Genomic DNA, 21,398 nt, shown 5'->3' with positions numbered 1-21,398 from the left:
AGGTCGAGGGTTCGATTCCCCCCGCCGCGATAGGCTCGAAAGAGGACCATTAGCTCAGTTGGTTAGAGCAGACGGCTCATAACCGTCCGGTCGTTGGTTCGAGTCCAACATGGTCCATGCAGGACGAAGCAAAGATAATGGAGAATTACCCAAGTCTGGCTGAAGGGAACGGTCTTGAAAACCGTCAGGTCGGGAAACCGGCGCGTGGGTTCGAATCCCACATTCTCCTTAGGCATGAAGATGTCGCAATAAAATTATCGCGGGATGGAGCAGTCTGGTAGCTCGTCGGGCCCATAACCCGAAGGTCGTAGGTTCAAATCCTGCTCCCGCAATTGGTCGCATGGTCTAGCTGGTTAGGACGCCTGCCTGTCACGCAGGAGATCGCGGGTTCGAGCCCCGCTGTGACCGTTCATTGGGAACAATGAGATGGCTCTGTAGCTCAGTTGGTAGAGCAATGCATTGAAGCTGCATGTGTCGGCGGTTCGATTCCGTCCAGCGCCATAGGGAGGAGACTTCCGACAGGAACTACTTGCGAATGTAGTTCAATGGTAGAATTCCAGCCTTCCAAGCTGGCTATGCGGGTTCGATTCCCGTCATTCGCTTGATGTTAGAAGCGGCATCAAAATATGGGCCATTAGCTCAGTTGGTTAGAGCGCTGTGTTGATAACGCAGAGGTCCCAGGTTCGAGTCCTGGATGGCCCATGATTCAGGGGGAAGCAAGTGTTATGGTAACATAACGTTTGTTTCCTCTTTTTGTTTCCCCTTGTGTTTTAATTTGTAATAGGATAGAATGTTCTTAGTGATTATTATAAGTAGCGCATCAAAGAAAGTTATTGGTTGATGAGAAATAACAGCGTGAAACTCCATTAATCTTAGTTTGGCAGGTAATGCTGCCCGGTGCCCTCGTTAAAGGTAATGAAGTGCTATAATTTAGGTTATAGAAATTGGGTGGTACCACGGAATCGCGTTTTTCGTCCCTTGTTTAACAACAAGACGAGAACGCTTTTTATTTTAAAAAATGAGGGAATATATTATGTTAGATATGCGTTATTTAAGAAAAAATAGTGAAGAAGCAAGTCAAAGACTTCTGGATAGAGGCGTTGAACCTGGCACGCTTGATCGATTGTTGGCATTAGATCAGGAACGACGTGATACCATTCAACGTGTTGAAAATTTGAAGGCGCAACGAAATGAAGTTTCTGACAAAATTGCCTATGCAAAACGTCAAAAAGAAGATGCTAGTGACGCGATTGCTCAAATGCAACAAGTTGGTAGTGATATAAAGGCGTTAGACGCCAAACAAGCAGAATTAGATGAGCAAGTCAATGAAATTGCGGCGCACTTGCCTAACTTGGCTGCTAGCGAAGTGCCTGTTGGACCAGACGAGTCTGCCAACGTTGAACAACGCAAATGGGCTCCTGAACATTATGATAATCGTCCTGAAGCACTTGTGAAAACAGATTGGGTGAAAGCTCACTACGATATTGGTGAAGCACTTGGAATTTTGGATTTTGAGCGTGGCGCAAAGGTTTCTGGCGCACGTTTCTTGTACTATGTTGGTGATGGTGCACGTTTAGAACGCGCTGTTTATAATTTTATGTTGGACGAGCATCGTAAAGAAGGCTACACTGAAATGATTACGCCGATTGTAGTCAATGATTCAGCAATGTTTGGAACCGGACAGTATCCAAAGTTTCAGGATGATGCGTATCGGGTAGCTGGACTCGATCAAACTTATATTCCAACAGCAGAAGTACCTTTGACAAATTATTACTCTGGAGAAACGATACCGGCAGAGGATTTGCCAATTAAATTAACGGCGTTGTCACCCTCATTCCGAAAGGAAGCGGGTTCTGCTGGAAAAGATACGCGTGGGTTAATTCGCTTACATCAATTTAATAAGGTTGAGATGGTTAAGTTTACTAAGCCTGAACAATCGTATGATGAGTTGGAAGCAATGACAGCAAACGCCGAAAACATTTTGCAAAAGTTAGCGCTACCTTATCACGTTATTTTACTTTCAACTGGGGATATGGGATTTTCTGCAGCAAAAACCTACGATGTTGAGGTTTGGATGCCACAACAAAATGTATACCGCGAAATTTCTTCAGTTTCAAATACAGAAGATTTTCAAGCGCGCCGTATGCATATCACTTACCGTGATGAAAATAACAAGTTACAGCTGGTCCATACTTTAAATGGTTCGGGACTTGCTGTGGGTAGAACTGTTGCTGCTATTTTAGAAAACTATCAGAATCCAGACGGCTCTGTCACGATTCCTGAAGTTTTGCGTCCCTACATGGGCGGACAAGAAAAGCTCGAAGCTAAAACTCATCATTAAAATTAAAAGAGTCTATTTTTTGGGCTCTTTTTTTGATATAATGGAACGTAGACTATTGTGCGCTAGACCACACAAATTTAGGTTTTAGAGGAGAAACGTGTCATTTTACTGAAGACACGCTAAATAACATGAATAATCCAATACGTAAATTAGTTGATAATTCAAAAAAACAACTCAAAAAATTAAACAACATTGCTGATCAGGTTGAAAGTTATGCTGATCAAATGTCAAAAATGTCTGATGAGGCCTTACAAGCTAAGACAGATGAATTTAAGGAAACCATCAACAAAGCAACAGATGGAATTAAAAATAAGGAAAAGCAAAATAAAGCGTTAGCAAAAGTACTGGATGAGATTTTACCTGAAGCATTTGCCGTTGCCAGAGAAGGCGCCAAACGTGTGTTGGGATTATATCCTTTCCGAGTACAAATTATGGGATCGGCTGTATTACATGATGGTAATTTGGCTGAAATGCGCACAGGTGAAGGAAAAACACTGACAGCGACGATGGCTGTGTATCTGAATGCTTTATCAGGACGCGGCGTTCACGTTGTCACTGTTAACGATTATTTATCAGCACGTGATGCGGAACAGATGGGACAACTCTACAATTGGCTTGGCCTATCCGTTGGTGTCAACGTTGGTGATGCGCCTGCTGAAGAAAAGCGTGCCGCCTATGACGCCGATATTACCTATTCGACGAACTTTAACATTGGATTTGATTATTTGCGTGATAACATGGTTCGTCGAGCGGAAGAGCGTGTGATGCAGCGTGGCTTGAACTTTGCATTGATTGATGAAGCTGATTCAATTTTGATTGATACGGCACGAACACCATTGATTATTTCTGGCCCAGGATCGGGCATTTCACAAATGTATGCTCGAGCAGATCGCTTTGTGAAAACTTTGCAACGTGATGAAGACTACAAGGTAGATGAAGAAGCTAAAGCAACCATGTTGACTAATGAAGGTATTCATAAGGGTGAAATTTTCTTCAACTTGGATAATTTGTATGATGCAAATGATACTGCTTTGACTCATCACATTGATCAGGCTTTACGGGCTAATTTCAACTATATCAACGACAAAGACTACGTTGTGCAGGATGGCGAAGTGAAGTTGATTGACCAATCAACAGGTCGTATCTCTGAGGGAACACGTTTGTCAGATGGTTTACATCAAGCAATCGAAGCCAAAGAAGGCGTTGAAATTCAAGAAGAAAACAAATCAATGGCACAAATTACGTATCAGAATTTGTTCCGTATGTATAAAAAGTTGTCAGGTATGACAGGAACGGCTAAGACTGAAGAAGAAGAGTTACGTGAAATTTACAACATGGAAGTGATTACGATTCCAACTAATCGTCCAATCCAACGTGTGGATTACCCGGATCTACTTTATCCATCAGTTCGTGCCAAGTATAATGCTGTTGTAAAGCTTATTGTTGAACTCCATGAAAAGGGTCAACCTATCTTAATTGGTACAGGTTCAGTTGAAGCATCAGAATTGTTATCTAAAATTTTGATGGCGCAAAATGTGCCACATAATGTTTTGAACGCTAAAAACAATGCCAAAGAAGCCGAAATCATTGCTAATGCTGGTCAACGTGGCGCTGTGACTGTGGCGACTAACATGGCTGGTCGTGGGACTGACATCAAATTAGGCCCTGGTGTTGAAGAACTAGGTGGCCTAGCAGTTATTGCAACTGAACGTCATGAATCACGTCGAATTGATAACCAGTTACGTGGTCGTGCTGGTCGTCAAGGGGACCGCGGTTTCTCACAATTCTTCTTATCACTGGAAGATGACTTGATGATTCGCTTTGGAGCTGATCGTGTTCGTTTGTTGATGCAGCGACTTAATTTGGATGAAGAAGACACAGTGATTAAAAATCGTATGATTACGCGTTCTGTTGAATCAGCGCAAAAGCGTGTCGAAGGAAACAACTATGACACACGTAAAAACGTATTACAATATGATGATGTTGTGCGTGAGCAGCGTGAATTAGTCTATCATGAACGAGATATTGTGATTGATGAGAACGAATCGCTCGAATGGGTGTTGATGCCTATGGTCGAACGAACGATTAATCGAGTTGTTGATGCGCAAACAAAATCTAAAGATAATAAGACTTGGGATCTAGCTCAAATCGTTGCTTTTGTTGGCAATGCTTTAGGACACGAAGATGCAGTGACTGTTGAACAGTTGAAAGGTTTGTCTCGTGACGATATCAAAGCAAAACTATTGCGATTAGCTAAGGATAATTATAAAGAAAAACAAGCCCAACTTTATGATCCCGCGCAAATGCTAGAATTTGAAAAAGTGGTTATTTTGAGAGCGGTCGATCAACATTGGACTGATCATATCGATTCATTAGATCGCCTACGCCAAGGTGTTGGTTTGCGAGGTTATGGTCAATTAAATCCTTTGATTGAGTACCAAAATGAAGCCTATGCTAATTTCAATAAAATGATCGCTGACGTCGAATATGATGCCACGCGCACCTTCATGAAAGCTGAAATTCGTCAGAATTTACGTGCTTAATAGACAAATAAAAGCGAACTTTGTTCGTTTTTATTTTGAAAGGAAATAATATGGAAATTATTGATGCCAAACATGCGATTGCTGATATGCAAGAAAATATCACGCGTTTTCGGAATAGTCTTGACTTGGAGGCATTAACTGAAGAAATTGCAGACTACGAAAACCGTATGACTGAGCCAGGTTTTTGGGATGACAATGATAAAGCGCAAAAAGTCATTGAAGAAAATAATGTTTTGAAAAATCGGCGTGATTCTTTCTTGAATTTGACTAGTCAAGTTGAGGATTTGGAAGTTTTGACAGAAATGTTAGCTGAAGATCCCGAAGATACAGATTTGGAAAATGAACTTTCTGAAGGTATTGCGAAAGCACAGCAAGACATTGATGCTTACAACTTGGAACAATTATTGACAGAACCTTATGATGCTAATAACGCCGTTTTGGAAATTCATCCAGGATCTGGTGGAACAGAATCAACTGACTGGGGTGCTAATTTGTACCGTATGTATACTCGTTGGGCGCAACAACATAATTTTCAAGTGGAAACGCTTGATTACCATGCGGGTGATGAAGCTGGTATTGATAGCGCTACGATAAAAGTGACAGGTCACAATGCATACGGTTTTTTACGCAGTGAAAAAGGTGTACATCGATTTGTTAGAATTTCACCTTTTGATAGTGCTGGACGGCGGCATACGAGCTTCGTATCGGTTGATGTGATGCCAGAATTGGACGACTCAATTGAAGTGGAAGTGCGTGATGATGATGTCAAAATGGATGTGTTCCGTTCGGGTGGTGCTGGTGGTCAAAACGTCAACAAGGTTTCCACTGGTGTGCGTTTGACACACGAACCAACAGGTATTGTTGTCTCATCAACAGTTGAACGGACACAATATGGTAACCGCGATTATGCCATGCGATTATTAAAAAGTAAACTTTATCAGTTAGAGCTTGAGAAAAAGGAAGCCGAGCGAGCAGCACTCACTGGTGAAAAAATGGAAAACGGTTGGGGATCACAAATACGTTCTTACGTTTTGCACCCCTATCAAATGGTTAAAGATCATCGGACTAACTACGAAACTAATCAGCCACAAGCGGTTCTTGACGGTGACTTGGATCCTTTTATCAACGCCTATTTGCAGTGGCAATTATCACTAAAAAATCCAAATTAATGAAGTCGAAACGGTCGTTTCGGCTTTTTGAATTTTGAATTGCGATTAAATGACGCTGATACAAACAAATGATTTCCTAATAACATCTAATTGGGTTATAATATAAGTCAATATTATACAAACACAGCCGAATTTTAAGGAGGCATACATGGATAATAACTATACACCAAGTGCTCAAAACGTTCTGGCTTTGGCACAAGAACAGGCAAAATATTTTAAACATCAAGCAGTTGGCACGGAACACTTGTTGTTAGCTTTGGCCATCGAACAAGAGGGTATTGCTAGCAAAATTTTGACGCAGTTTAATGTCACGGATGATGATATCCGTGAAGAAATTGAACACTTTACTGGCTATGGTATGTCAAGCCGCTATGAAAAGGGCGTTTATTTACCATATTCACCAAAAGCAGCTGATATTTTACGACAAGCTGGTGAAGAATCTCGTGCTTTGGCACAACCCAAAGTAGGAACTGAACATATTTTATTAGCGCTGCTGCAAGATGAAAGTATCTTGTCTTCACGAATTTTGTTGGCATTAGATGCTAATTTGCAAGATTTGCGTCGGGCAATCTTGCGGAAGCTGGGTGTCACAGACATTCGCAAACAAATGAAACAACGTGAGAAGCAGCAAGCAGCGGCCGGAACACCGACTTTAGATGGCTTGGCGCGTGACTTGACGCAGATGGCACGTGATGAAAAAATGGATCCAGTTATTGGACGATCTAAAGAAGTTCGCCGTGTTGTGCAAATTTTATCTCGTCGTACCAAGAATAATCCTGTTTTGATTGGTGAACCGGGTGTTGGAAAGACAGCAATTGCAGAAGGATTGGCTCAGAAAATTGTCGCGGGTGAAGTACCAGAAAATTTGTCACATAAGCGTTTAATGGCGCTTGATATGGGGTCATTAGTTGCTGGTACTAAATATCGTGGCGAGTTCGAAGATCGTTTGAAAAAAATAATCGAAGAAATCTATCAAGATGGCGAAGTTATCCTATTCATTGATGAGTTGCATACTTTAATTGGTGCTGGTGGTGCTGAAGGCGCTATTGATGCGTCAAATATTTTGAAACCAGCTTTAGCTCGTGGTGAATTACAGACATTGGGCGCAACCACCTTTGATGAGTATCAAAAGTACATCGAATCTGACGCGGCATTAGAACGACGTTTTGCTTCAGTGACTGTTGACGAACCAACGCAAGAAGATGCAATTGCTATATTGAATGGCATCCGACCTAAATTTGAAGAACATCACCAAGTACAAATTGATGATGAAGCGATAAATGCGGCTGTGAAGCTATCATCGCGGTACATCAGTGACCGTTTTTTGCCTGATAAAGCAATTGATTTAATTGATGAAGCGGGCGCAAAAGTTCGCATTGAAGCAACAGAAAATAGTGGTACGAATGACAAAGTAGTAACTCGTCTTAAGCAAATTGAGATAGACAAAGATGCTGCTATTGAAGCTTTAAATTTTGAAGAAGCAGCGCAACTGCGTACCGAAGAAATGAAGCTCAAGAAAAAATTAGCTAAGAAAGAGGCGAGAATACAAGCAGCAGTGGCTAATGGCGAACGCTCGCAATATGATTTACATGTGACAACACAAGACATCGCTGAAGTTATTTCTCAACAAACAGGGGTGCCGTTGACACAGTTAGAAAAAAACGATCAGCAGCGTTTAGTCAATTTAGAAAAAGTTCTAGGACGGCGAGTTGTTGGCCAACAGGCTGCAGTTTCCGCAGTTGCACGCGCTATTCGACGTGCACGTTCTGGATTGAAAGATCCTACGCGCCCCATTGGGACCTTTATGTTTTTGGGACCAACTGGTGTTGGAAAAACGGAGTTGGCTAAAGCGCTGGCAGAAGCTATTTTTGGTAGTGAAGATAATCTCATTCGTATCGATATGTCCGAATATCAAGAACGCTGGTCAGCTAGTCGATTAATCGGTTCTGCACCTGGGTATGTTGGTTATGATGAAGGTGGACAATTGACTGAAAAAGTACGCAATCATCCTTATTCAGTTGTTTTGCTAGATGAGGCTGAAAAAGCCCATCAGGATATCTTTAATTTGATGTTGCAAGTCTTTGATGACGGCTATCTGACTGACTCTAAAGGTCGTAAAGTTGATTTTCGCAATACAATCATTATTATGACTTCTAATTTAGGTGCCACACGTCTTCGCGATGAAAAATCAGTTGGTTTTGGTGCTGTTGATTTGAAAAATGATCATGAAGCTGTTGCAGCTAAAATTAGAGAAACACTGAAAGAGACTTTCAGGCCAGAATTCATCAACCGTTTAGATGAGGCAATTGTCTTTGAGAGTTTGACCAAACAAGAGTTACATGAAATTGTAAAATTGATGAGTCGTTCAGTGCTACAACGTGTTGCTGAACAAGGTATTACAATTAAGATGACGCCGGCCGCCATTGACGTTGTTGCCAGTGCTGGTTTTGATCCTGAATATGGTGCCCGCCCAATTCGACGTGCACTTCAGACAAGTGTTGAAGATGCACTTAGTGAAGAATTGTTACGTGGTAATATTACCACCGAAGATGCCGTTACAATTGGTGCAAAGAATGGCAGTATTAAAATTACAACGAAACCACTTAAAACGACGTCGCCAGCAACTTAATAGTTTAAACACTTGAAGATAATTCAAGTGTTTTTTTATATCAAGACACCAATTAGTAGCCAACCAACGGTTAGGAAAGGCACAAATGGTAAACGTTTTTGTGATGACAATGCTAAAAAAAGTGTGGCTAAACAACAGCCTAACAACAAGCCTAGTACAAAAACATAGGTTGTTGTTGAAAAAATGAGTGTCAATAAAACTGGAATATCACCGGATCCTAAAGCGCGTCGTATATAAACCAAATAATAAGCTATCAAGCCAATTAATAAAGCTAGAAAAATGTGCGATTGATCATGGTGTTGGTGGATTGCGTACAATAACAGCGGAATAATCAAGTAGCTATGGATGGTCTGCGACTCGCAGTCTTCAAGTGATAAAAACAGTAGTACTACTGCCATTAGCCATTGAAGGGTCGAGGAATACCAAAGCATGGTGCCAAACAGTGTGCACGTCAATTCTAATGCAGGATAGCGCCAACCAAAACGTTTGTGACAATAGCGACATTTTGCAAACGTGAAAACTGCCGAAAAAAACGGCACGAGATCGTACCACTTTAATAAATGATGACACATCAGGCAAAACGATCTGGGATGTAGTAATGAAATATTATGTTGGATGCGATCATTGGCACACATAACTGACGAAACAATGATGCTATTAAAAATCAATATCAATATATTTTCCATGTGGAATAGTACGAAAAAACAAATACTTATTCACAAAATGTAAATACCCACTTGACTTTATCGCTCAATCTGGTATTATATTGAACGTGCTTTTAAGTAATCTGTTCTGTGACATTGTCACACTGTGCTGAACGGCGCTGTAAAGGTAACTGTCAGCAGATTTCCGGTGAGCATTTTTGTTTGAAAACAGAAATGAAACACCTGGAACTGTGAAACTAATGAAAAATTTAAGGAGACTGTAGCATGCCTACAATTAACCAATTGGTTCGTAAGCCACGTAAGTCAAAGGTTTCTAAGTCAAAATCACCTGCTTTGAACTTTGGCTACAATTCAATGAAGAAAAAAGCAACTAACAATGCTGCCCCACAAAAGCGTGGTGTCGCAACACGTGTTGGTACAATGACACCAAAGAAGCCTAACTCAGCTTTGCGTAAGTACGCCCGTGTGCGTCTTTCAAACTTGTATGAAGTAACAGCATATATTCCGGGTATTGGTCATAACTTGCAAGAACACTCGGTTGTTTTGATTCGTGGTGGTCGTGTTAAGGATTTGCCTGGTGTACGTTACCACATTATCCGTGGTGCTTTGGATACTGCGGGTGTTGATGGTCGTATGACATCACGTTCAAAGTATGGTACAAAGGCGCCAAAGAAGTAAGAAGGAGACTGACTAATGCCACGTAAAGGTTATACTAAGCGTCAGGAAGTTTTGCCTGACCCAATTTACAATTCAAAACTCGTTTCACGTTTGATCAACAAGTTGATGCTTGATGGTAAGCGTGGTACAGCTTCAACAATCTTGTATGATGCTTTTGATCGTATCAAGGAAGCAACTGGCAATGAACCATTGGAAGTTTTCGAACAAGCCATGGAAAACATTATGCCAGTATTGGAAGTTAAAGCTCGCCGTGTTGGTGGTTCTAACTACCAGGTGCCAATCGAAGTTCGTCCAGATCGTCGTACGACTTTGGGACTTCGTTGGTTGGTTAACTACTCACGTTTGCGTAATGAACACACAATGGATGAGCGTTTAGCCAAAGAAATTATGGATGCTGCCAATGACACTGGTGCATCTGTTAAGAAGCGCGAAGATACGCACAAGATGGCTGAAGCCAACCGTGCGTTTGCACACTATCGTTGGTAATCTGTTGATGACAAGAATTTAATTATTCTTGCGCGTCAAATAGTGTACAATTGTCATAGATGGTGTTTGTCAAAACAAGCACCATCAAAAAGCGAACACAATTATGTGTCGCTTTTTGTTGCATATATAACTAAACCAGGAGATAACTCACAATGGCAAAACGTGAATACCCACTAGAGCGTACACGTAACATCGGAATCATGGCCCACATTGATGCGGGTAAGACAACGACTACTGAACGTATCTTGTACTATACAGGTAAAATTCACAAAATTGGTGAAACACATGATGGTGCTTCACAAATGGATTTCATGGAACAAGAAAAGGAACGTGGTATCACAATCCAATCAGCTGCTACAACAGCTGTTTGGCACGGCTTCTTTGATCAATTTGAAAAAACACCTTATCGTGTTAACATCATTGATACACCTGGACACGTGGACTTCACAATCGAAGTTGAACGTGCTTTGCGTGTTCTTGATGGTGCCGTAGCCGTACTTGATGGTGCAGCTGGGGTTGAACCACAAACAGAAACAGTTTGGCGTCAGGCAACAACCTATGATGTGCCACGTATCGTCTTTGTTAACAAGATGGACAAAATGGGTGCTGATTTCCAAATGTCAGTTGACTCAATGCACGAACGTTTGCAAGTTAATGCTGAAGCAATTCAATGGCCAATCGGCGCTGAGGATGACTTCGAAGCTGTTATTGACTTGATTACACAAGAAGCTTATTACCCTGTTGATGAACTTGGTGAAAAGTGGGAACCACGTGATATTCCAGCTGATTTGAAAGATTTGGCGGAAGAAAAGCGCAACACATTGATTGAAGCTGTTGCTGATGTCGATGATGATTTGATGGAAAAGTATCTTGAAGGTGAAGATATTTCTGTTGAAGAATTAAAGGCAGCGATTCGTCGTGCTACATTAGCACTTCAATTCTACCCAATTCTTGCGGGTTCAGCTTATAAAGATAAGGGTGTTCAAATGATGTTGGATGCCGTTGTTGATTATTTGCCAGGACCTTTGGATGTTAAGCCATATATTGCTAAAGATCCAAAGACAGACGAAGAAGTTGATTTGATTGCTGATGATTCAAAGCCTTTCGCTGCTTTGGCATTCAAAATCATGACAGATCCATTCGTTGGTCGTTTGACATTTATGCGTGTTTATACTGGTACTTTGCAATCAGGTTCATACGTACAAAATACTTCCTCTGATACACGTGAACGTGTTGGTCGTTTGCTACAAATGCACGCTACTTCACGTACTGAAATTGAAGAAGTATTCTCTGGTGATATTGCTGCGGCTATTGGTTTGAAGAACACGACAACTGGTGATTCTTTGACAGCTGTTGACCATCAACTGATTCTGGAATCAATGGAGTTCCCAGAACCAGTTATCGAATTGGCTATCGAACCAAAGACAAAGGCTGATCAAGACAAATTGTCAAATGCCATTCAAAAATTGGCTGAAGAAGATCCTTCATTCCGTGCTACAACTAACCCTGAAACTGGTCAAACATTGATTGCTGGTATGGGTGAATTGCAATTGGATATCATGGTTGATCGTATGCGCCGTGAATTCAATGTTGAAGCCACTGTTGGTGCACCACAAGTTGCTTATCGTGAAGCCTTTACTAAGACAGTGCAAGCACGTGGTTACTTCAAACGTCAATCTGGTGGTAAAGGTCAGTATGGTGATGTTTGGATTGAATTCTCACCAAACGAAGAAGGGGCTGGATTTGAATTCGAAGATGCCATCGTTGGTGGTGTTGTGCCTCGTGAATATATTCCATCAGTTGAAGCTGGTTTGAAGGAAGCATTGAATGCTGGTCCTTTGGCTGGATTCCCATTAGTTGATTTGAAAGCTAAGTTGTATGATGGTTCATATCACGATGTCGATTCAAGTGAAGCTGCCTTTAAGATTGCTGCTTCATTGGCTTTGCGTGAAGCTGCTAAGACAGCCGGCGCGGTTATTTTGGAACCAATTATGGCTGTTGATATTGTTGCACCTGAAGATAACCTTGGTGATGTTATGGGACACGTCTCAGCACGCCGTGGTATGATTGAAGGTCAAGAGTCACGTGGTCCTGTTTTGGCAGTTAAGGCTAAGGTGCCTTTGTCAGAAATGTTTGGTTATGCCACTACTTTGCGTTCAGCAACGCAAGGCCGTGGTACATTCCAAATGGTTTTCGATCACTACGAAGCTGTTCCTAAGAACATTCAAGAAGAAATTATCAAGACTCACGGTCAAGAAAATTAATCTTTAACTGACTGATGGTTCAGTATAAACGGCGTCACTCAACGGAGTGACGCCGTTTTGTTATTATTAGGTAAATTGACATGAAAAATCACAGTAAGTTTTTAATTCCAGGTATTATTGTTGTCGGGATGATTTTGAGATTACCCTTCACGGCTATACCACCAATTTTGAGTAGTATTTCCAAATCAGAAGGTGTACCTGTTGGCCAATTGGGTATGCTAACAACTATTCCATTGATAGCATTTGCGCTATTTTCTTCCACAGCTCCAAAAGTAGCACAGAAGATTGGTTTAGAAAGAGCATTTGCGTTGATGTTAATGCTGCTAATTATTGGGTCGGGTATTCGAGTCATCAATGCAACTTTTCTCTATATTGGAACAATGCTAATTGGTATTGGTGTTGCTCACATGAATGTGTTGCTGCCCAGTGTTATTCGAACGTATTTTCCGATGAAAGTCGGTCCGATGACGTCTGTTTTTACATTTAGCATGATGTTAGCAACAGCCGTTGGGGCAAGTCTAGCAGCGCCAATAACAGCATTAACTAGTTGGCAAATTTTCGTAGGACTGCTAACAATCTTGCTAATTGGCGCTTTACTGGTTTGGTTGCCTAATGAGCGATTTGCGGCAAAAAGGCAAGCTACTCAAATAACGAGTCCTCACCAGAAAACGGTCCGATTCAATGTTTGGAAAAACCGTAATGCTTGGTTATTATTGTTTTTTGGTGGTATGCAATCTGCAATGTTCTATGTTTTGATGGCATGGGGGCCGACAATGGCAATTCAAACCGGATTAACGCCGGCCACCGCTGGTTTATTTTCTGGTCTTAACTCGTTAATTGGTTTACCATTTGCGTTAACAGTACCTTCAATTGTTGTTAGGTTGAACAAACATCAAAAACAATGGCTGGTTGCTAGTTTTTCAATTTTAGGTACAATTGGCTACCTTCTGCTACTAAATCCACAAGGCACATTTGCCTACTGGTTACTGGTCAATTTATTTATTGGTGTCGGCACATCGGTGTTATTTCCGTATTTGATGACCACATTCACGCTTAAAACCAGCACGCCGGGGCAAACAGCGCAATTGTCGGGTATGTCGCAAAGTGGTGGTTATTTGATTGCGGCAATTGGTCCAGCTATGTTTGGTTACGCATATGGTTGGTGGCATTCTTGGACACCGCAAATTATCGTTATTATTATTTTGTTCATCTTAATGACACTAGCTATTGTTGTTGTTGAAAATCATGAAAAAATCGTTGAGGCATAGTAGTCACTGAGGCTAAATGGCAGAATATGATTTTCTTTTTATGTCTTAAAAATTAGTGTAAAATTGAAATTATCGAAAAGAGTTGAGGTTGAGAATTTGGCAGAGCAAACACCAATTATTGAATTTAAGTCTGTAAGCTTAGCTTATGGTGACACAGAGATTTTGAAGGGCATCGACTTGTCTTTAGAACAAGGTAAATTTTATACCTTGTTGGGGCCATCGGGATCTGGTAAAACAACGATATTAAACTTGATTTCTGGTCAATTGGCGGCAACTTCAGGTGATATTTTATTTGAAAACAAGCGTATCAATGATGTACCAGTGGAAAAACGAACTGTTAACACTGTTTTCCAAGACTATGCTTTGTTTCCTAATATGAATGTTTTTGAAAACGTGGCTTTTGGGCCTTCTATAAAGAAAATGTCAAAGACCGATATTGAACGACAAGTTCATGACATGCTGAAGTTGGTTAAACTTGATCAATATGCTGATCGTGATATTAGTGAGCTGTCAGGTGGGCAACGGCAGCGTGTGGCGATTGCGCGCGCTTTGGCTAATGATCCAAAAGTTTTGTTACTTGACGAACCATTGTCTGCATTGGATTACAAGTTGCGCAAAGACATGCAGTATGAGTTACGTGAAATTCAGCAAAGACTTGGTATTACATTTGTTTTTGTGACGCATGATCAAGAAGAAGCGTTGGCCATGTCTGATTGGATTTTTGTGATGAATGATGGTGTCATACAACAAAATGGGACACCTGAAGATATCTACGATGAACCGATTAACCATTTTGTTGCGGACTTTATTGGTGAAAGTAACATTGTTGATGGCATTATGAAGACGGATTACGTTGTTCATTTTGTTGGCAAAGATTTTGAAAATGTGGATGCTGGTATGCGACCTAATGAACGAGTTGAGGTTGTCTTACGGCCTGAAGATTTGGATTTAACTACCATTAAAAATGGTAAGTTAATTGTGACCATTGATGACCAATCATTCCGTGGTGATTATTATGAAATTACAGCAATTGATGATGATGGTAATGAGTGGCAAGTTCAAGCAACGAACTCGGCTCAAGTTGGAGAACGAGTTGGCTTGACATTTGATCCAGAAGATATTCATATTATGCGTTTTAACGAGTCGGAAGATGATTTTGACGCGCGTTTGGAAAGTTATGAGGATGATGATGAAGAGTAAACAACAACGTCAGTTATTTTATCTCGTACCTTATGGCGCGTGGCTACTGCTATTTGTTATTGCCCCACTTTTTTTATTGCTATTTCAATCATTAACTAGTGCGAATGGTGGTTTAACTTTACATAACTATGCTGTTTATTTTGGTAGTGGCACATACCTTCGCATGACGTTCAATTCAGTTTGGTTTGCTTTTTTGATTACACTAATTACATTGGTAATTAGTTATCCGATGGCTTACCTACTCAATCAGCTCAAGCAAAAACAATTTTGGTTGCTATTAGTAATCCTGCCAACGTGGATTAATTTGCTGTTAAAGACCTATGCGTTTATTGGTCTCTTGTCAAAAACCGGTACGGTTAATAATTTCATGAGCTTCTTTGGCATTGCCCCACTGCAACTGTTGTTTTCTGATTGGAGCTTTTTGTTAGTTGCTGCCTACATTGAAATTCCGTTTATGATTCTGCCAATTTTTAATTCGTTGGCAGAAATTGATCCAAAACTGGAGCAAGCTAGTCGTGATTTGGGTGCCAATAAATGGCAAACATTACGACGAGTTATTTTGCCATTATCAATGCCAGGCGTGAAGGCAGGCATTCAAGCTGTTTTCATTCCAAGTTTGTCATTGTTTATGATTACACGTTTGATAGGCGGTAATCGTGTGATTACGTTAGGTACAGCAATCGAGGAACATTTTTTAGTAACCCAAAACTGGCAACTTGGATCGACGATTGGTGTGATTTTAATTGTAGCGATGGTTGTGACGATGATTTTGACGCGTGACCGTGTCAAAAAAAATACGAGAAAGTGAGTAATATAAATGAAAAAAGCTTTTAAATGGTCAAATTTATATTTGTGGTTTGTTTTCATTTTGCTGTACTTACCAATTTTTTTCTTGATTATTTATTCATTTAATGCAGGTGATGTGATGCAAGGATGGGACGGATTTTCCTTGAAGCATTACGCTGAGTTGTTCGCAGATACGCGCATTATCGAGATAGTGGTTAATACTTTTTTAATCGCACTATTGTCTTCGCTTTTGGCTAGTATTTTGGGAACGGCTGGTGCGTTGTATATTTATGATCAGCGCAATCAGTTGATTAAAAATATTTTCTTATCATTAAACAATATTCTGTTGGTATCACCTGATGTTATTATTGGCGCTTCGTTTTTGATATTGTTTACAGTTGTCGGTTTTTCATTAGGATTTGCGTCAGTACTCCTGTCGCATATTGCTTTTAGTATTCCGATTGTTGTTTTGATGGTTTTGCCGAGACTCCAAGAAATGAATCAATCCTTAGTTGCTGCTGCTAAAGATTTAGGCGCTAATAACTGGCAAATGTTATCGCGCGTGATTTTACCCGTTATATCACCAGGTATTTTGGCTGGATTTTTTATGGCATTTACGTATTCTTTGGATGATTTTGCGGTGACATTTTTCGTAACTGGTAATGGGTTTTCGACGTTATCTGTTGAAATATATTCTCGGGCCCGTCAGGGGGTTAGCTTGGAAATTAATGCCTTGTCGGCAATGATGTTTATTGTATCGCTCGTACTTGTCTTACTATATTACGTTATTTCAACGCGCTCATCTAAAAATAAAAAGCGTGGTACGCGACTGGTAACACCGGCTACGGAGGGTTTATAGCATGAAAAAGTTATTGACTAGTGTCGTTGCCATTTTAATTGTTGTTGCTGTTTTGTTCGGTGCACAGCGCTATTTGGCTGCCAAAACTGGTAGTGGTGAGGGTGGTTCTAAAGTTTTGAATCTGTATAACTGGGGAGATTATATTGATCCAGCTCTACTTAAAAAGTTTACTAAAGAGACAGGTTACAAAGTCAGTTACGAAACTTTTGATTCCAATGAAGCCATGTTTACGAAGGTTAAACAGGGTGGGACATCTTATGATTTAGCTGTGCCGTCGGAATACATGATTGAGAAAATGAAGGCTGCAAATTTATTGTTGCCACTGGATCATCAGAAACTGACGGGATTAAAAAATTACGACAGTCGATTCCTGAACCAATCTTTTGATAGACACAACAAATACTCTGTCCCATACTTTTGGGGAACTTTAGGTATTATCTACAATGATAAATACGTAAAAGCCAGTGATGTCCAACATTGGGATGATTTATGGTCGTCCAAGTTTAAAAATCAAGTCATGTTAATTGACTCGGCACGTGATGTATTAGGTTTTACATTGATTACACAAGGAAAGTCTGTAAATGATAAGTCAACAGCTGATTTGGCGGCGGCTCAAGGCAAACTAACAACTTTGATGCCAAATGTTAAAGCCATTATTGCTGACGAAATCAAAATGTATATGGCACAAGACGAAGCGTCAATTGCCGTAACATATTCTGGAGAGGCGTCCGAAGCAATGGCGAACAATAAACACTTACATTATGTTGTGCCGAGCGAGGGGTCAAATCTTTGGTTTGATAATATTGTTATGCCAAAAACTGCTAAACATAAAGCGGCTGCCTATGCTTTCTTAAATTTCATTAGTGAACCAAAAAATGCGGCCCAAAATGCCGAATATATTGGTTATGCAACGCCAAACAAAAAGGCATTAGCACTATTACCTAAGAGTATTCGTGAGGACAAACAGTTTTATCCAGACGCCAAAACTGTGAGTCACTTGCAAGTATATTCAGACTTAGGACAAAAATGGACAGAAAAATATAATGATGCCTTTTTGGAATTTAAAATGACACAAAGATGAGTAAAAAGAATTGTTGAAAATATCGCACAAAACCCTTGCAATGCAGGGGTTTTTCTGTTATTATATTTGAGTACGCTTTTGGAACAGTAGTCATATAAACCTACCGAAAGCCTGGTGTATCAATGTTTAGCGATGATGATTAAGGTTGCGACACGCGCGGCCGCGTTGCCATGGGCGCGCAAAACACAAGCAGTGTTGTCGGTTTTTAATCGGAGTTAGCTGATTTACAAAATCAACGAGGAGGCACGAAATAATGGCACAAAAGAAGATCCGTATCCGTTTGAAGGCATACGAACACCGCATCTTAGACCAATCAGCAGAAAAAATTGTTGAGACAGCTAAGCGTACGGGCGCAGAAATTGCTGGTCCTATCCCATTGCCAACTGAACGTACATTGTATACAATTCTACGTTCACCACATAAGCACAAGGATAGCCGTGAACAATTTGAAATGCGCACGCACAAGCGTTTGATCGACATTGTGAACCCTACTGACAAGACAGTTGACGCATTGCGTAAGCTTGAATTGCCATCAGGTGTTGCGATCGAAATCAAGTTGTAATCTTAACGGATATAACTTCGCGTCTCAACTTAGAGACAAAAAATAAGTTAAGCACAATAATTAAGGAGATTAGTCATGACTAAAGGTATCTTAGGCCGCAAAGTCGGTATGACTCAGGTTTTCACAGAATCTGGCGAATTGATCGCAGTTACCGTAGTTGAAGCAACACCAAACGTCGTTTTGCAAGTAAAAAATGCAGAAACAGACGGTTATAGTGCTATTCAACTCGGTTACCAAGACAAACGTGCAATTTTGTCAAACAAACCTGAACAAGGTCACGCTTCAAAAGCAAACACGACCCCTAAGCGCTACGTTCGTGAAGTCCGCGACGCGGAAGGCGAATTTAACGCAGGGGATGAAATCAAAGTGGATACATTCCAAGCAGGGGAATACGTCGACGTAACGGGCATCACAAAAGGGCATGGCTTCCAAGGCTCAATTAAGCGTCTTGGTCAGTCTCGTGGACCTATGGCCCACGGCTCACGTTATCACCGTCGTCCTGGTTCAATGGGTGCGATTATTAACCGCGTCTTCAAGGGTAAGCTCTTGCCAGGTCGTATGGGTAACAACAAGCGCACAATGCAAAATGTTGCTATTGTACACGTTGATGTTGAAAATAACCTCTTGCTATTGAAGGGAAATGTTCCCGGCGCCAACAAGTCACTTTTGACAATCAAATCAACTGTTAAAGTTAATGCAAAGCATCCTGAAATCAAAATGGCTGGTGTATCTGCACCTGTCGCTGATTCAGAAGAAGCTTAATCTAAACTATATAGAAAGGAGAACAATCAATCATGACTAAAGTTGCTGTATTAAAGCAAGATGGTAGTCAAGCTGCTGAAATTGAATTGAATGATGCAGTTTTCGCCATCGAACCTAACAACGCCGTTATTACAGATGCAGTATTGATGCAACGTGCATCATTGCGTCAAGGTACACATGCTGTCAAGAACCGCTCTGCTGTTTCTGGTGGTGGTCGTAAGCCTTGGAAGCAAAAGGGTACTGGTCGTGCACGTGCTGGTTCAATTCGTGAACCTCAGTTCCGTGGCGGTGGTATTGTTTTTGGTCCTACACCTCGTTCATACGCTTACCGTATCAACCGTAAAGCTTATCAATTGGCTTTGAAGTCAGTATTATCACAAAAAGTTGCTGATAATAAGTTGGTTGTTGTTGATGCTTTGTCATTTGAAGCACCAAAGACACAAGACTTTAAAAAGGTTTTGGCTAACTTGTCAGCTGACACAAAGACATTAGTAGTTGTTGATGAAGACAATGAAAACGCGATCTTGTCAGCACGTAACTTGGCTAATGTTCAAGTTATGACAACAAAGGGTATCAACGTACTTGACGTTGTTAATGCAGATAAGCTGGTGATTGTTCAATCATCAATCGAAGAAATCCAAGGAGGTCTTGCCTAATGGATGCACGCGATATTATCCGTCGCCCTATCATCACCGAAGCTTCAATGGCGCAAACAGAACGTAAGCGTTATGTCTTCGAAGTAGATACTCGCGCAAAAAAGCCTGAAATCAAGAAAGCTATCGAAGAAATTTTTGATGTTAAAGTTTCAGGTCTCAACACAGCAAACGTTCGTGGTAAGCTTAAGCGCCAAGGCCGTTATGTTGGTTATACACGTAAGTTAAAAAAGGCAACTGTAACGCTGTCAAAAGATTCAAAAGATATTCAAATCTTTAACGAAGGTTAATTCTAAATAGGAGGATAAGACATTGGCTATCAAGAAATATAAGCCAACCTCTAACGGACGTCGTAATATGACGACTTCAGATTTTGCTGAAATCACTAAGACAACGCCCGAGAAGAGTTTGTTGGCTAAAAAGTCAAAGACTGGTGCACGTAATGCATCAGGTCGCATGACAGTTCGCCACCACGCTGGTGGACATAAGCAAGCCTACCGTATCGTAGACTTTAAGCGTATTAAAGATGACAAGACAGCTACTGTTAAGGCTATCGAGTACGATCCAAACCGCACAGCTAACATTGCTTTGTTGGTATATGAAGATGGTATTAAGTCATACATCTTGGCGCCAAAGGGATTGAAGGTTGGCGATAAAGTTCAATCTGGTCCTGATGCCGACATTAAGCCCGGCAATGCCTTGCCATTGAGTGCTATTCCTGAAGGTACTTTGATTCACAATATCGAATTAAAGCCTGGTAAGGGTGGCCAATTGGCTCGTTCAGCGGGTACATCAGCACAAATTTTGGGACGTGATGGTAAGTACATCATTGTTCGATTGACTTCAGGAGAAGTACGTTTGGTCTTAGCTACTAACCGCGCCACAATTGGTGAAGTTGGTAACGCCGAACATTCATTGATTAACTGGGGTAAAGCTGGTCGTAACCGTTGGCGTGGAAAGCGTCCACACGTTCGTGGATCAGTTATGAACCCTAACGATCACCCACACGGTGGTGGTGAAGGTAAAGCACCAGTTGGTCGTCCAAGTCCTATGTCACCATGGGGTAAGAAGACTGCCGGTAAGAAGACTCGCGATAAGAAGAAAGCTTCAACAAAGTTCATCGTTCGCGGTCGCAAGAGTAAGTAAGGGAAAGGAGACAACTAATGGCTCGTAGTTTAAAAAAGGGACCATTTGCGGACCCACACTTGCTTAAGAAGATTGAAGCGCAAGTTGATTCTGAAAAGAAATCAGTGATCAAAACTTGGTCACGTCGTTCAACAATCTTCCCAAGCTTCATCGGCTTTACAATTGCCGTTTATGATGGTCGCAAGCACGTTCCAGTATATGTGCAAGAAGATATGGTCGGTCACAAGTTAGGTGAATTCGTACCAACTCGTACGTTCAAGGGACACAAGAACGACGATAAAAAGACTGGTAAATAAGGAGGAAGTG

The 21,398-nt window shown here is 41.0% G+C and carries 19 protein-coding genes, 8 tRNA genes and 1 pseudogene (1 of these 28 running past the window's edge); 26 read left to right on the top strand and 2 right to left on the bottom strand.

Annotated features, from left to right (window positions below; genetic code table 11):
- The 12 genes from ACI3ES_RS10395 to ACI3ES_RS10340 form a co-directional block, all read left to right on the top strand.
- Positions 1–30, top strand: a tRNA-Met gene (locus ACI3ES_RS10395) (it extends 44 nt beyond the left edge of the window).
- Positions 31–43: 13 nt separating this feature from the next.
- Positions 44–117 (top strand) — tRNA-Ile (locus ACI3ES_RS10390).
- Positions 118–139: 22 nt separating this feature from the next.
- Positions 140–229 (top strand) — tRNA-Ser (locus ACI3ES_RS10385).
- A gap of 29 nt (positions 230–258) precedes the next feature.
- Positions 259–332 (top strand) — tRNA-Met (locus ACI3ES_RS10380).
- Between the two features lie 2 nt (positions 333–334).
- Positions 335–408: transfer RNA gene (locus ACI3ES_RS10375), tRNA-Asp, on the top strand.
- 20 nt (positions 409–428) lie between these two features.
- Positions 429–501 (top strand) — tRNA-Phe (locus tag ACI3ES_RS10370).
- A 30-nt stretch (positions 502–531) separates the two neighbouring features.
- Positions 532–602, top strand: a tRNA-Gly gene (locus ACI3ES_RS10365).
- Between the two features lie 26 nt (positions 603–628).
- Positions 629–702 (top strand) — tRNA-Ile (locus ACI3ES_RS10360).
- Between the two features lie 331 nt (positions 703–1,033).
- Complete coding sequence (gene serS / locus ACI3ES_RS10355; RefSeq protein ID WP_114667424.1) at positions 1,034–2,341, top strand: serine--tRNA ligase; 1,308 nt, start codon at positions 1,034–1,036, stop codon at positions 2,339–2,341.
- A gap of 128 nt (positions 2,342–2,469) precedes the next feature.
- The gene (secA, locus tag ACI3ES_RS10350) at positions 2,470–4,884 is read left to right on the top strand and encodes a preprotein translocase subunit SecA (protein WP_114667423.1); all 2,415 of its coding nucleotides are present in this window, start codon (positions 2,470–2,472) and stop codon (positions 4,882–4,884) included.
- 50 nt (positions 4,885–4,934) lie between these two features.
- On the top strand, positions 4,935–6,053 hold the full coding sequence (prfB, locus tag ACI3ES_RS10345; RefSeq protein ID WP_114667422.1) for a peptide chain release factor 2: 1,119 nt from the start codon (positions 4,935–4,937) through the stop codon (positions 6,051–6,053).
- 148 nt (positions 6,054–6,201) lie between these two features.
- Complete coding sequence (locus tag ACI3ES_RS10340) at positions 6,202–8,682, top strand: ATP-dependent Clp protease ATP-binding subunit (RefSeq protein ID WP_004911311.1); 2,481 nt, start codon at positions 6,202–6,204, stop codon at positions 8,680–8,682.
- A 35-nt stretch (positions 8,683–8,717) separates the two neighbouring features.
- On the opposite strand, the gene ACI3ES_RS10335 is transcribed toward ACI3ES_RS10340, so the two are convergent.
- Positions 8,718–9,080: a prepilin peptidase gene (locus tag ACI3ES_RS10335; protein WP_233127267.1), complete on the bottom strand. Its 363-nt coding sequence runs from the start codon at positions 9,078–9,080 to the stop codon at positions 8,718–8,720.
- 33 nt (positions 9,081–9,113) lie between these two features.
- Positions 9,114–9,368 (bottom strand): annotated as a pseudogene (locus ACI3ES_RS10330) (prepilin peptidase); the annotation flags it as partial.
- A 243-nt stretch (positions 9,369–9,611) separates the two neighbouring features.
- On the opposite strand from ACI3ES_RS10330, the gene rpsL reads away from it, so the two are divergent.
- The 14 genes from rpsL (at position 9,612) to rpsS (ending at position 21,388) form a co-directional block, all read left to right on the top strand.
- Complete coding sequence (gene rpsL, locus ACI3ES_RS10325) at positions 9,612–10,025, top strand: 30S ribosomal protein S12 (protein ID WP_004911305.1); 414 nt, start codon at positions 9,612–9,614, stop codon at positions 10,023–10,025.
- 15 nt (positions 10,026–10,040) lie between these two features.
- On the top strand, positions 10,041–10,511 hold the full coding sequence (gene rpsG / locus ACI3ES_RS10320) for a 30S ribosomal protein S7 (protein ID WP_004899475.1): 471 nt from the start codon (positions 10,041–10,043) through the stop codon (positions 10,509–10,511).
- Positions 10,512–10,663: 152 nt separating this feature from the next.
- Positions 10,664–12,775 carry an elongation factor G gene (fusA, locus tag ACI3ES_RS10315; RefSeq protein ID WP_114667421.1) on the top strand — a complete coding sequence of 704 codons (2,112 nt, stop codon included), beginning with the start codon at positions 10,664–10,666 and terminating at the stop codon, positions 12,773–12,775.
- An 80-nt stretch (positions 12,776–12,855) separates the two neighbouring features.
- Positions 12,856–14,043 carry an MFS transporter gene (locus ACI3ES_RS10310; RefSeq protein ID WP_080518851.1) on the top strand — a complete coding sequence of 396 codons (1,188 nt, stop codon included), beginning with the start codon at positions 12,856–12,858 and terminating at the stop codon, positions 14,041–14,043.
- 96 nt (positions 14,044–14,139) lie between these two features.
- Positions 14,140–15,243 carry an ABC transporter ATP-binding protein gene (locus tag ACI3ES_RS10305; protein ID WP_114667420.1) on the top strand — a complete coding sequence of 368 codons (1,104 nt, stop codon included), beginning with the start codon at positions 14,140–14,142 and terminating at the stop codon, positions 15,241–15,243.
- Entirely contained in the window at positions 15,230–16,051 is an 822-nt protein-coding gene (locus ACI3ES_RS10300; protein ID WP_114667425.1) for an ABC transporter permease, read from the top strand. Before ACI3ES_RS10305 ends, ACI3ES_RS10300 begins: the two co-directional genes overlap by 14 nt.
- A 9-nt stretch (positions 16,052–16,060) precedes the next feature.
- A complete protein-coding gene (locus tag ACI3ES_RS10295) occupies positions 16,061–16,888 on the top strand; it encodes an ABC transporter permease (RefSeq protein ID WP_114667419.1) in 828 nt (275 codons plus the stop codon).
- A gap of 1 nt (position 16,889) precedes the next feature.
- Positions 16,890–17,969, top strand: coding sequence for an ABC transporter substrate-binding protein (locus tag ACI3ES_RS10290; RefSeq protein ID WP_114667418.1), 1,080 nt, complete (start codon positions 16,890–16,892; stop codon positions 17,967–17,969).
- Positions 17,970–18,222: 253 nt separating this feature from the next.
- Positions 18,223–18,531: a 30S ribosomal protein S10 gene (gene rpsJ / locus ACI3ES_RS10285; RefSeq protein ID WP_002816040.1), complete on the top strand. Its 309-nt coding sequence runs from the start codon at positions 18,223–18,225 to the stop codon at positions 18,529–18,531.
- Between the two features lie 75 nt (positions 18,532–18,606).
- Positions 18,607–19,293 (top strand): 50S ribosomal protein L3, encoded by a 687-nt coding sequence (gene rplC, locus ACI3ES_RS10280; protein WP_407631993.1) that lies wholly within the window; start codon positions 18,607–18,609, stop codon positions 19,291–19,293.
- Between the two features lie 32 nt (positions 19,294–19,325).
- Positions 19,326–19,949: a 50S ribosomal protein L4 gene (rplD, locus tag ACI3ES_RS10275; protein ID WP_004911281.1), complete on the top strand. Its 624-nt coding sequence runs from the start codon at positions 19,326–19,328 to the stop codon at positions 19,947–19,949.
- Positions 19,949–20,236, top strand: coding sequence for a 50S ribosomal protein L23 (gene rplW, locus ACI3ES_RS10270; protein WP_004911278.1), 288 nt, complete (start codon positions 19,949–19,951; stop codon positions 20,234–20,236). Before rplD ends, rplW begins: the two co-directional genes overlap by 1 nt.
- 22 nt (positions 20,237–20,258) lie before the next feature.
- Entirely contained in the window at positions 20,259–21,092 is an 834-nt protein-coding gene (gene rplB, locus ACI3ES_RS10265) for a 50S ribosomal protein L2 (RefSeq protein ID WP_010296466.1), read from the top strand.
- A gap of 17 nt (positions 21,093–21,109) precedes the next feature.
- Positions 21,110–21,388, top strand: a complete 279-nt coding sequence (gene rpsS / locus ACI3ES_RS10260) for a 30S ribosomal protein S19 (RefSeq protein WP_002816034.1) — start codon at positions 21,110–21,112, stop codon at positions 21,386–21,388.
- Positions 21,389–21,398: the final 10 nt, after the last annotated feature.

The organism is Leuconostoc falkenbergense (assembly GCF_045801155.1).
Taxonomy (GTDB): domain Bacteria; phylum Bacillota; class Bacilli; order Lactobacillales; family Lactobacillaceae; genus Leuconostoc; species Leuconostoc falkenbergense.
This window is presented reverse-complemented; position numbering and strand designations above follow the sequence as displayed.